This window comes from bacterium (genome assembly GCA_030647005.1).
GTDB lineage: Bacteria > Patescibacteriota > Patescibacteriia > JACPHY01 > JACPHY01 > JAUSKG01.
Genome location: JAUSKG010000006.1, coordinates 1 through 11621 on the forward strand (window position 1 = coordinate 1; position 11621 = coordinate 11621).

General features: G+C 62.9%; 14 protein-coding genes. 12 read left to right on the plus strand and 2 right to left on the minus strand.

Features of this window, described 5'->3' with window-relative positions:
• Nucleotides 1–589 precede the first annotated feature (589 nt).
• The 6 genes from Q7S96_00620 to Q7S96_00645 all read left to right on the plus strand — a co-directional run bounded on the left by Q7S96_00620 (nucleotide 590) and on the right by Q7S96_00645 (nucleotide 4285).
• Nucleotides 590–1099, plus strand: a complete 510-nt coding sequence (locus tag Q7S96_00620; GenBank protein MDO8462764.1) for a 30S ribosomal protein S6 — start codon at nucleotides 590–592, stop codon at nucleotides 1097–1099.
• A 74-nt stretch (nucleotides 1100–1173) separates the two neighbouring features.
• The gene (gene ssb / locus Q7S96_00625) at nucleotides 1174–1629 is read left to right on the plus strand and encodes a single-stranded DNA-binding protein (GenBank protein ID MDO8462765.1); all 456 of its coding nucleotides are present in this window, start codon (nucleotides 1174–1176) and stop codon (nucleotides 1627–1629) included.
• A gap of 8 nt (nucleotides 1630–1637) precedes the next feature.
• Nucleotides 1638–1907 (plus strand): 30S ribosomal protein S18, encoded by a 270-nt coding sequence (rpsR, locus tag Q7S96_00630; GenBank protein MDO8462766.1) that lies wholly within the window; start codon nucleotides 1638–1640, stop codon nucleotides 1905–1907.
• Between the two features lie 61 nt (nucleotides 1908–1968).
• Nucleotides 1969–2961 (plus strand): EF-P lysine aminoacylase EpmA, encoded by a 993-nt coding sequence (epmA, locus tag Q7S96_00635; GenBank protein MDO8462767.1) that lies wholly within the window; start codon nucleotides 1969–1971, stop codon nucleotides 2959–2961.
• Between the two features lie 79 nt (nucleotides 2962–3040).
• Nucleotides 3041–3601 (plus strand): elongation factor P, encoded by a 561-nt coding sequence (efp, locus tag Q7S96_00640; GenBank protein ID MDO8462768.1) that lies wholly within the window; start codon nucleotides 3041–3043, stop codon nucleotides 3599–3601.
• A 9-nt stretch (nucleotides 3602–3610) separates the two neighbouring features.
• Nucleotides 3611–4285 carry a pseudouridine synthase gene (locus Q7S96_00645; GenBank protein ID MDO8462769.1) on the plus strand — a complete coding sequence of 225 codons (675 nt, stop codon included), beginning with the start codon at nucleotides 3611–3613 and terminating at the stop codon, nucleotides 4283–4285.
• Between the two features lie 22 nt (nucleotides 4286–4307).
• Here Q7S96_00645 and Q7S96_00650 read toward each other — a convergent pair whose 3' ends face one another.
• A complete protein-coding gene (locus Q7S96_00650) occupies nucleotides 4308–4613 on the minus strand; it encodes a hypothetical protein (protein MDO8462770.1) in 306 nt (101 codons plus the stop codon).
• A 66-nt stretch (nucleotides 4614–4679) separates the two neighbouring features.
• On the minus strand, nucleotides 4680–6080 hold the full coding sequence (locus Q7S96_00655) for an MBL fold metallo-hydrolase (GenBank protein MDO8462771.1): 1401 nt from the start codon (nucleotides 6078–6080) through the stop codon (nucleotides 4680–4682).
• Between the two features lie 26 nt (nucleotides 6081–6106).
• Here Q7S96_00655 and Q7S96_00660 point away from each other — a divergent pair, with 26 nt between their 5' ends.
• From Q7S96_00660 to Q7S96_00685, 6 genes are all read left to right on the plus strand, one after another.
• Entirely contained in the window at nucleotides 6107–6442 is a 336-nt protein-coding gene (locus tag Q7S96_00660) for a phage holin family protein (protein MDO8462772.1), read from the plus strand.
• A gap of 31 nt (nucleotides 6443–6473) precedes the next feature.
• The gene (locus Q7S96_00665; GenBank protein ID MDO8462773.1) at nucleotides 6474–6767 is read left to right on the plus strand and encodes a hypothetical protein; all 294 of its coding nucleotides are present in this window, start codon (nucleotides 6474–6476) and stop codon (nucleotides 6765–6767) included.
• 13 nt (nucleotides 6768–6780) lie between these two features.
• The gene (locus Q7S96_00670) at nucleotides 6781–8430 is read left to right on the plus strand and encodes an efflux RND transporter periplasmic adaptor subunit (GenBank protein ID MDO8462774.1); all 1650 of its coding nucleotides are present in this window, start codon (nucleotides 6781–6783) and stop codon (nucleotides 8428–8430) included.
• 4 nt (nucleotides 8431–8434) lie between these two features.
• Complete coding sequence (locus Q7S96_00675; GenBank protein ID MDO8462775.1) at nucleotides 8435–9148, plus strand: ABC transporter ATP-binding protein; 714 nt, start codon at nucleotides 8435–8437, stop codon at nucleotides 9146–9148.
• 7 nt (nucleotides 9149–9155) lie between these two features.
• Entirely contained in the window at nucleotides 9156–10403 is a 1248-nt protein-coding gene (locus Q7S96_00680) for an ABC transporter permease (protein MDO8462776.1), read from the plus strand.
• Between the two features lie 227 nt (nucleotides 10404–10630).
• Nucleotides 10631–10897: an RNA-binding protein gene (locus tag Q7S96_00685; GenBank protein MDO8462777.1), complete on the plus strand. Its 267-nt coding sequence runs from the start codon at nucleotides 10631–10633 to the stop codon at nucleotides 10895–10897.
• Nucleotides 10898–11621: the final 724 nt, after the last annotated feature.

Consider the following 11621-nt stretch of genomic DNA (forward strand, 5'->3'; position numbering starts at 1 on the left):
GGCCGTCTGTGGATGCGGGCTGGAGCGCTGATGGGTTGGACCTGGATCGCGATCGCCCTGGGTATGCGTATGGGAGCGGTCGTCTGCGCGCCTCTCGATGACCCCTACATTTTACTTTTGCATTTTACTTTTACTTTTCCGCCAACCACCGTGTCATTGCGAGGGAGTCCGCGAGCGAAGCAATCCCGGCCACGCGCGCACCAGCTCTCGCCTCCCTGAAAAAACGCTCCGTCCCGGTGATGACCGGGATTGCCACGGCACTCGGGGACTCGTGCCTCGCAATGACAAAAGGAGGTCTGGTGAGATTTCTCTCTTCGCTGCGCTCCGTTCGAAATGACACGTTTGGAGGAAACGCATACACCACTCCCTCTGTCATTTCGAGCGATTCCGCGAGCGAGAAATCTCACACGGTACACTACTGGTGTCAGTGGCACCCCGCGCAGTACTGGACAGCGGCTTGCCTATTCGTGGGCGCAGTGGTATCGTATCCGCAGTCATTCATGAGCGGGAGACGGGCGATTTTCCTTGGAAAATCGGCCATGGGGTAGGATCGGCGACGATCCGCCTCCTCGTCTGCCACCAATACGTTATGGACGAAGAACCGACCCTGGAGCGAGCCGTACACATGCAGGTGTACGAGCTCCTCTCCCTTATTCCGCTCACGGAGAGCGGCGATGCACGCGAGGAAGTACACCGCATCATCTCGGGGCACATCGCCGCCGCAGGCGGGACGATCATGGCGACGCGCGAGTTTGCGCGCCAGCGCCTCGCGTACCCCATCGGCCCACACACCGCAGGTGAGTACGATCTCGTGGAGTTCACCGCGCCGACGACGGGCGTTGCCGCGATTGCGCGTGAGCTGTCACTCGAGCCGCGCATCCTCCGCTCGATGATTACGCTGAAGCGCGCGAAGGTACGCGCGATTGGCGCAGAGGTGGAGGCGATGGAGCGTGCGCTCGAAGAGCGCGATCGCGCGGCCGCAGTCAAGCGGTCCGCGGCACAGCAGCCGACCGCGACGGCATCTGCGAACGCGCAACCTGAATCCATCGAGAACCTCGACGCGAAGCTCGAGGAGATCCTCGGGAAGGACATGGTGTAAGTAAGTCCCGAGCCGACAGCCACAAGTCACAAGCAAAGACGCTTGCCACTTGGAGCTGTCAGCCCGCAGCTCGTATGACGCTCAACAAGGTTATGGTCATCGGGAACCTCACGAAGGACCCGGAGTCGCGCGCGACCGCCGGTGGGACGACCATCTGCACGTTCGGCGTTGCGACGAATCGCTACTGGACGAACCAGCAGTCCGGGGAGCGGCAGGAGGAGGTGGAGTTCCACAATGTCGTCGCATTCGGGAAGCTCGCCGACATCTGCACGCAGTACCTCGGGCGTGGTCGCAAGGTGTACGTCGAGGGTCGGCTGAAGACGCGCGAGTGGGAGGGTCAGGACGGCGTGAAGCGCAACCGCACGGAGGTTGTCGCGGAGAACATGATCATGCTCGACCGCGCGCCGGGCGGTGGAACCCAGCAGTTCAACAAGCACGCTCCTGCAGCGCCGCCCATGGCCGCGGAGCACGTTGCGCCCGCTCACGACGAAGCACGAGACGAGATTAAGGTGGAAGAGATTCCGTTCTAGATCACCCTATGGCATTCAAACGACGAACCGGTGAATCGCGTGGGCCAAGCCGCCGCCCGACGAAGCCCGCCCAGCAGCATTGCTTTTTCTGCGTGCACCACGTTGCGGAACCGGATTACAAGGACACGCAGCTCCTCGGACGATTCGTGTCCTCCTACAAGAAGATTGCTCCCCGCCGTCGCTCCGGCGTCTGCTCCAAGCACCAACGCCGCCTCGCCACCGCCATCAAACGTGCGCGCCAGATGGCGCTCATGCCGTACATTCCGGAGCAGCGCTAATTATCGGTACAGCGATGATGAACATCCGATGCTGTAGTCCAGCGTCGGATGTTCATAGCGTATGACAAACATTACAACACTCGCCACCCGCGCCCGAATCCTTCGGGGGATACGAGAGTTTTTCTGGTTGCGCGGGCTGCTGGAGGTGGAGACCCCCGTGCTCCTCGCGCATCCATCGCAGGAGCCGGAGCTCGAACCGCTCACGACGGTACTCCGTGACCACCGCGGCAACCCGCACGAGGGGTTCCTCCGCATGAGTCCGGAGTTCAGCATCAAGAAGATCCTTGGCGCAGTCGCCGACCTCCAGCCAGCGGTTGCAGGATGCTTTGAGATCGGCCCCGTGTTTCGCGACGGTGAGCCGTGGGGCGGGCAGCACAATCCCGAGTTCACGATGCTCGAGTTCTACGAACTCGGGAAGGATTACCACGCGCTCATGGATACGTGCGAGGATCTCGTCCGCGCGCTCTGCGCACCGCAGCCCGCGCCACACCTCGCAGCACCATGGGAGCGTCTCACGATGCGCGCCGCGTGGGAGCGGTACGCGAACCTTGATCTCGCCGCACTCCTCCACCGCGATGTCATGGCAGCGGCGTGCCGCGCGCGCGGGTACACGGTCGTGGACGACGATACATTTGATGACTGCTTCTTCCGCATCTTCCTCACGGACATCGAACCCCAACTCGGCCGCGAGCGGCCCACGTTCGTGTACGATTGGCCAATGCAGATGGCCGCGCTCGCGAAGACGCGGGGCGATGATCCACGGTGGGCCGAGCGCGTGGAGCTCTACAGCGGGGGCCTGGAACTCGCGAACGGTTTCACGGAGCTCACGGACAGCGTCGAGCAGCGCGCGCGGTTTGTATGTGACCGTGCACAGCGACGCGCTATGGGCCGCACCCCCCATCCCATCGATGAAGCGTTCCTTGCGGCACTCGATACGATACCACCGGTCGCAGGCATGGCGGTGGGTGTAGATCGTATCGTCATGCTCCTCACCGGCGCACCGTCCATTGATGCGGTTCGCTGGCTTCCGGCGAGCGAGCTCTGGAGCGGTTGACGAGTGTCCCGCCTGTGCGCTACGCTGCTTTCTGTACCACCCGCGTCGCAGGACGCGCATCACTCGTGCACCGCATCGTATGGCCTCCATCAATGACATCTCGAGAGGGAAGGTCATGAAGTTCAAGGGCGGGCTCTCCGTCGTGACCTACTTCCAGCACGTGAACCCCGGCAAGGGGTCATCGTTCGTGCGCGTGCGGCTGAAGGACATCGCGACGGGCAAGATGATCGAGCAGACGATGAAGTCGTCCGAGCAGGTGGAATTCGTGGAGGTGGACCGACCAAAGGTGCAGTTCCTCTACTCGGATCCGACTGGCTTCGCGTTCATGCACGGCGAGACGTTCGAGCAGGTCATCGTGCCGCGTGACATGGTGGGCGACGACGCGGGCTACCTCACGGAGGGACTCGAGGTGCACGTCATCATGTACGAGGGCCAGCCGCTCTCCATCGAGCTCCCCAAGAAGGTGACACTCGAGGTGACCGAGGCGTTCGATGCGGCGAAGGGCGATACCGCGTCCGGCAACGTGACAAAGGAGGTGACGCTCGAGACGGGCATGAAGACGCGCGTCCCGATGTTCATCAAGCAGGGCGAGCGCATCATCCTCAATACGGAAACCGGCGAGTACGCCGAGCGGGCTTGACGTCCCGCTATGGCGATACGACTCCAAAAATTCCTCAGCGCAGCGGGTGTCGCTTCTCGGCGGAAAGCTGAGGAGCTCATTGCGGCGGGCCGCGTGACCGTGAACGGCGTACGCGCGACCGTCGGGATGTCCGTGGACCCCGAGCACGATGAGGTGCGCATGACGGGGAAGCTCGTGAACATCCCGAATCAACAGACCACCATCATCCTCCACAAGCCCGTGGGATATGTGACGACACGCTCCGATGAGCGCGGGCGCAAGACAGTCTACGATCTCCTCCCGAAGCACCTCCACGCGCTGCACTATGCGGGACGGTTGGATCGGGACTCCGAGGGATTGCTCCTCCTCTCCGATGACGGCGCGTTCATTGAACGTCTGACACACCCGCGCAATCGTGTGGAGAAGGAATACGTGGTGCATCCGACCGCACGTCCCACGTACGGGCAGCTCGCCTCGTTGCGTCGCGGCGCACTGGTGACCGGACGACGACGCGTGAAGCCGGTGCGCGTGACAACGGTGCAGGGGGCGATCCACGTGGTGGTCCACGAAGGCGCGAAGCGCGAGGTGCGATCGCTCTGCGCATCCTCCGGCATCGGCGTCGCACGCCTCATCCGCATCCGTATCGGCGACATTACCCTGCCAGACGATCTCCCCACAGGACAATGGAAAACGCTCTCCCGCTAACGGGAGAGCGTTTTGATGTGTTTCACGGAAGGTTCGCCGCACGGCGCGGCGTCGCCAGGGTGATGAGTGCCTCGATGAGCAAGAGCGGAAAGAGCAGCGGCGTTATGGCGATGACGCCAGTGTGGCCATAGTGTTTCCACGAATAGTCCAGCGCGCGCGGCGACCACCACTGCGTGACACGTGGCTCGCCACGAAGTGCTTCTACTTGGGATGAAATGACCGCGCCGAGCAGCAGGAGTACGAGGGAGACGACTACGTATACCATCGCACACATGACAGCTACCACCGCACACATGACAGCATCGTAGAACAATATGAGCACGTGCATGGGTTCCTCCAAGGAAGATTCTCCCATTGAGGTTCTCACGGACCGCGTTGTTTTGTCAAGCGTAGGTCAGAGGGGGAGCGTGTCGCCTTCCCCGGGCGCGTCGATGCGCCAGTCCGGGTGTGCTGCTGCGAGCACGTTGGCGAATGTGGAGCGCGGCGTCTGCTCGCCGTGGACGAGGATTGCGTGGCGAATGCCTGGAATCGCACCCGCCCACGCGAGGAGCTGTCCCTGGTCCGCGTGCGCGGAGAATGCCTCAAAGTGCACGACCTCGGCGCGCACGGGGTACGTCTCGCCATGGAGCTCCACCTGCGGAGCGCCATCGAGGATCGCGCGGCCCGTGGTGCCCTCCGCTTGGTAGCCGGTGATGAGGATCATCGCGGTCGCGTCCGCGATGTTGTGGCGCAGGTGGTGGACGATACGGCCGTTCGTCATCATGCCCGAGGCCGAGATGATGACGATGGGCCCCGCGACGTCGTTGAGCGCTTTGGATTCCTCGATGGAGTGCGTCGAGCGGAGTTCGTGGAAGGTGAGGGGACTGGTGGACGTGCTCGGGAAGTCCTCCCGTGACTGCGCGTCGAAGGTGTCGCGGTACTGCTCGAAGACCTCCGTGAGCTCCGTCGCGAGCGGCGAGTCAATGACGATGGGCACGGAGGGGATGCGACCGGCATTCACGAGTTTATGGAGGAGGTAGACGAGGAGCTGGGTGCGGCCGAGCGAGAAGGCGGGGACGATGATCTTGGCCCCGCGCGCCACGCCACGGGTCACGGCATCCGCGAGCGCATCGATCGCCCCATCGAACGACGGATGGGCCTGATCTCCGTACGTCGTCTCGCAGAGGAGGGTGGTGCACGGTTCGCGCGGTACCTCCGGATCGCGGAGGATTGGCACGTGCCGCGCGCCGAGGTCGCCGGAGAAGCAGAGCGTGCGCTCCCCATCATCTCCACGGAGTCGGAGGACGATGACGCTCGATCCCAAGATGTGCCCCGCGTCGTAGAATTTGAGCGTGACACCGTCGGCGATTTCGTGCCACGCATCATTGTCCCGCGCGTAGGGGAGCACATCCACGCGCTCCATGGCGCGCGTGACGTCCCGTGGTGTCATCGTCGGTTCCCAATCCTCGGCATCGCCGATCGCGTGGCGCCGTTTGTACGCGGCATCCTCCATCGCGATCATCGCGGAATCGGTGAGGATGTGCCGCATGACGTCGCGCGTTGCGGCGGTGGCGAACACCCGTCCGGCGAACCCTTCGCGCACGAGCACCGGCAGCATCGCCGTGTGGTCGGTGTGCGCGTGGGAGATGACAACCGCGTCCACCGATGTGGGCGGGAACGGGATGTCGCGGTTGCGTCCCTGCGACCCCGGGCCCTGGAAGATGCCGCAGTCGAGGAGAACGGTCGCGCGACCCGTCGCGATGAGGTGCTTGGAGCCGGTGACGCCCCCGGCGGCACCGTAGGAGGTGATGGTCATAGAGTTCCATGGTACACTATTTGTCTATGACATTCCTACTCCAATGGGCGGTCTACGCGCTGTCCGTCGGTATTGCGGCGTACGTGCTGCCAGGTGTTTCCGTCTCCGGCGTGCCCGCTGCAGCCGTTGCCGCGCTCATCCTCGGCATCGTCAACGCCTTCGTGCGGCCGCTGCTCCTCATCCTCACATTGCCGGTGACCGTGCTCTCGCTCGGGCTGTTCGCGTTCGTCATCAACGCGCTCCTCATTCTCCTCGTCGCGGCCATCGTCCCCGGGTTTGCGGTCGCAGGGTTCTGGTGGGCGGTGCTCCTGAGCATTGTTCTCACGATCGTCCGGTTCGCGCTCAGCGGGTTGCTCCGGTGAGCGTTTCCGTCGTGCGTACCATTTGCATCGTATGACCCACCCCCTCCCCCCGACGAGCAGCGCGGACGCGCAGGATCGCACGGTCCTCGGACGCCTCGACGCACTCACCGAGCAGGTCAGCGCGCTCCAGCGATCCATTGACCGCATGCGCAGGGCGGCGTACATCCGCCTCGCGCTCACCATTATCGTCATCGTGCTTCCGCTCCTCGGTTTGTTCTTCACGCTTCCGCGGATGATTGCAGCGTTCGGTGGCTCGAGCGGTGGTCTCACGAACGTCCTCGATCTCCAGGAGCAACTCGAGGCACTGGACGCCGTGCAGCCGTAGTAAAAAAGATCGTATGACATTCTTCCGCCGTCCCTGGGTTATCGTCACCGCCATCCTCGTGCTCGGGGGTGGCCTCTGGGTTATGGTCGCGAAGCGCACGGGCCGGTCGCCGACATACGATGCGATCGTCGTGGGTACACGGGACATCGTGCACGAGGTCGCCGTCGTGGGGACGGTGACCGCTGCGGAGGAAGTCGTGCTCGCGTTCGAGCGCGGCGGGCGTATCGCGCGCGTGCAAGCGGACGTGGGTGACCGCGTGACCGCCGGCGCGGTCCTCGTGACGCTCGATCAAGCCGATCTCCTCGCAACACGCGCGCAGCACCAGGCCGCGGTTGCCGTCGAACGCGCGAAGCTCGCGGAGCTCCGCATCGGAACACGCGTGGAGGAGGTGCACGTTGAGGAGACGGACCGCGAGAACGCGCAGCGCTCGCTCGTTGATGCGGAGACGCAGCACACGCACGTCATCGCGAAGGCGAGCGCCGATCTCTCCGCGCACTATGACGACGCGAGCAACGTGCTGCGCGATGCGAACACGAAGGCCGATGATGCAGTTCGTAAGCAGCTCGATGAGCTCTTCACGAATGATGCAACGACCAATCCGCAGCTTGCATTCCGAACGACAGACCTCCAAGCTGAGATTGACGCAGAGCGCGATCGCCGCGCGGTGGAAGAGGCACTCGCGGTGTGGCCCGCGCGCATCGCAACCGTAGATGCGGTGAGCACGTCCGAGCTCGACGCGTTTCTCGCGACGATGAGCACCGACCTCAATACGGTCCGCGTCTTCCTCGAGCACGTCTCCGCGACGCTCAATGCATCGAGTACCCTCAGCCAGGCGACGATCAACACATACAAGACGAACCTCGCGACCGCACGGACGAATACGGACGCCGCGCGGGCGGCGGTGGGTGATGAGATTCAGGCGATTGCGGTGCAGCGCGTCGCGCAGTCGCAGGCCATCGCCGCGGCGCAGGCCGATGTGACGATCGCGCGGAATACGCTCAACGCCGCGGAGGCCACGCTCCAGCTCACACGCGCCGGTGCGACGACGGAGCAGATCGCCGCGCAGGAGGCACTCCTCGCGAAGGCGGAGGCGCAGGTCGCGCAGACGGATGCGGACCTCGCGAAGACCGTGCTCCGTGCACCGTTTTCCGGCATGGTCACGCTCCAGGACGCGCGTGTAGGCACGATCGCAACAGCAGGGACGTCGCTCACGACGCTCATTGCGGATGCCGCGTTCGAGATTGATGCGAACATTCCGGAGGTGGATATCGCAGGACTCTCCGTGGGGCAGCTCGCAATCGTCACACTCGATGCGTACGGCGCGGAGCACGTCTTTCCGGCGACGGTTGCCGCGATGGATCCCGCCGCCACCATGGTTGAAGGTGTCGCGACGTATGGGACGACGCTCGTTTTCGCTACAGAAGATGCACGCATCCGATCGGGAATGACTGCGGATGTGACGATTGCGATTGATCGGCACAATGGTGTCCTCGCAATCCCCCTCCGCGCAATCGAGCGGCGCAACGGAACACCGACGGTGCGCGTGCTTCGTGACGGAGTTTCCACTGACACGCCGGTGGTTGTTGGCCTGCGTGGATCAGATGGGTACGCAGAGATTCTCGAGGGATTGGTCGAGGGCGACATTGTGGTTCGGTCGGAGTGAGCGTATGCCGCTCATCGCCATTGACCAGCTCACGAAAACGTACGGGGATGGGGAGACGGCGACGCACGCGCTCCGCGGAATCTCGCTCGTCATCGAACGCGGCGAGTACGTCGCGGTTATGGGGCCATCGGGCTCCGGGAAGTCCACGCTTCTCCACCTCCTCGGGCTCCTCGATCGTCCGACATCGGGCGCATACATCCTTGACGGGGTTCCCGTCGCGACGCGACAGGACGATGCGATGGCGAAGATTCGCAACGAACGCATCGGGTTCATCTTCCAGCAATTCAACCTTCTCGCGCGTGCGACCGTGCGCGAGAACGTCCAACTCCCACTCCTCTACTCCGACGTGCCGGAGCGGGAATGGCCCGCGCTCGTCGAGCGTGCCATCGCCCGCGTGGGCCTCACACACCGCACCGATCACACCCGTGCGCAGCTCTCCGGCGGTGAGCAGCAGCGCGTCGCCGTCGCACGCGCGCTCGCGCGCGACCCGCAGATTGTCTTTGCGGATGAGCCGACGGGGAACCTCGACAGCGCGTCCGGCAAGCAGGTGATGGAGCTTCTCGAGCACGCGCACGCCGATGGACGCACGGTCATCCTCATCACGCACGAGCAGACGACCGCCGAGCACGCGCAGCGCATCATTCGTCTGCGCGACGGCCGCATCGAATCAGACACGCTCGTTGTGCATCGCCGTCGCGCCAGGGACTTCACGCGGTGATATCCCTATGACCGCTCTCCGTCTTCATCACACTGTTCGCACGGCGTTTCGCGCCCTTCTGCGCACGAAGAGTCGAACGATGCTCACGATTCTCGGCATCGTGATCGGCATTGCCGCGATCATGCTCGTGACCGCCGTTGGTCGTGGTGCGCAGAATCTCATTCTCGATCAGGTGAGCGGCCTTGGATCGCAGATCGTCTTCATTGAACCCGGCCGCGAGCCGCGCGGTCCCGCGGATTTCGTCGAAGCATTCACCGACTCGCTCACCGTGCGTGATGTGGTCGCACTGCGCCGTCTCGCGAACGTTCCTGATGCCGTGTACGTTTCGCCGTCTGTCGTCCAGATCGCTCCGGTATCGTACGGCAACGAGACGTACCGCGCGCAGGTGCACGGCCATGATGAGCACTTCATGGAGGTGTTCGATATTCGGCTCGCATTCGGTACGCCGATCACCGAAGATGACGTCGCCCGCCGTGCGCACGTCGCGCTCATCGGTGACAAGGTACGCACAGAGCTGTTCGGCGATAGCGATCCGATTGGCGCGACGGTACAGATCAAGGGACGTAAGTTCCGTGTCATCGGGACGATGCCGCCCAAGGGACAAGCTGCGTTTATTCCATACGATGAACTCGTCGTCATCCCGCATACAACCGTGCAGAAGTACCTTCTCGGCATTGATTACTTTCACATGATTGCAATGACGGCGCGTCGTGGCGCGGACCTCGCGCGCGTGAAGCGCGATATCGAGCTCACGTTGCGCGAGCAGCACGGTATCATGGATCCGAGCAAGGACGATTTTCATGTGATGACGCAGGAGGACATCATTGCGCGTATCGGTATCATCGGCACCGCGCTCACGGCACTCCTCACGGCGATTGCGGCGATCGCGCTTGTCGTCGGCGGTATCGGCATCATGAACATCATGCTCGTCGCCGTCACCGAGCGGACGCGCGAGATTGGCCTCCGTAAGGCGCTCGGCGCAACGAGCCGCGACATCCGGCAGCAGTTCCTCGTCGAGGCGATCGCGCTCACGACCATCGGCGGGGCGATCGGCGTGCTCCTCGGCACCACGCTCGCCGCCGCGATCGCGTTTGTGCTCTCCCATACCGTCATCTCCGGGTGGACGTACCACTTCCCGGTAGGCGCCACGGTGGTGGGCCTCATCACCTCCGCAGCCGTCGGTATCGTCTTTGGTCTCTACCCTGCATCCCAGGCCGCGAAAAAATCCCCCATCGAGGCGCTCCGGTACGAATAATGGGCCATTTTTGAGGGTATTTGACACGGGAGCAAAACTGTGGTATAGTATGTATTCGATGCAGTTTCGGCACTCGGTGGTGCCAGGTATCGATCAGTAGGAAAATCGCAAGTGCTTCTCCGTGGAGTTTGTCGTGAGTAGTCCGTCAGGTTTGACGGCTCGGAAGTCAAGCGAGGTCCCGTAGTACACGGGGCGAGGTCGGCCTACTTACACATAACTCCATACATATGACCAAACTCTACATTGGAAACCTCTCGTACTCGACGGGCAATGATGAGCTCAAGGCCGCTTTCGAGCAGGCCGGCTCCTCGCTCACGTCAGCAGAGGTCGTCATGGATCGCATGTCCGGCCGCTCCCGCGGTTTCGGTTTCGTCTCTTACGAGGACGATGCCGATGCCCAGGCCGCGATCGACATGTGGGACGGCAAGGACCTCGACGGTCGTTCCCTCAAGGTGAACGTCGCCCGTCCTCGCGAAGAGCGCCCACAGTTCTAACTGTGTCGCCCGCAGCAACACTCCGTGCATCACGCACGGAGTGTTGCGCTGTACGCCTCGCCCGCAGCGGCCGTAGGGCTTCGCCCGTTCCCCTCCCTTCCGCCAGGGGAGATGTGGTCTGAAAAAGTAGAACGTGAGCCATTTTCGTGGTATACTTGATACTCGGGCGTAAGAATTCCGAGCGTTGGTTACATGCCTTCACTGGTCCGCGTTCCGTTGCTTTATCCTCCTTTTTCGTATTCGATGGGGAGTGGTGGTATACGTACTGACTCCTCGTGGAGATTTTGGTTTTCCGCCACCACCCGTGTCATTGCGAGGGAATCCGCGATCGAAGCAATCCCGGCCATGAGCGCACTGACTCTCGCCTCCCTCAAAAACACTCCGTCCCGGTGATGACTGGGATTGCCACGGCACTCGCGGATTCCGACGTTGTAAGATGGAAACAAGCTGGAATCCCGAGCTTGCCTCGGGACTCGTGCCTCGCAGTGATAGGGGTGGGGGGTGATGGATTCCGAACACGCAGTGTTATTGCCGGTGAAACTCCGATTCCCGTAGGGGAGGGGTTTACCCCCTCCCGTCCCCGAGTCGCCCACACCCTCGGATGGAGGTCTAAAGACCTCCGCTACAATCTTTGACGCTCACGCGCCAGCCGCGGAGAGAGAAGATCCATTATGTCCGAACGTCCCCCCTCCGAATCCCCCCGCTCCCACATTGCCAGGGAAAA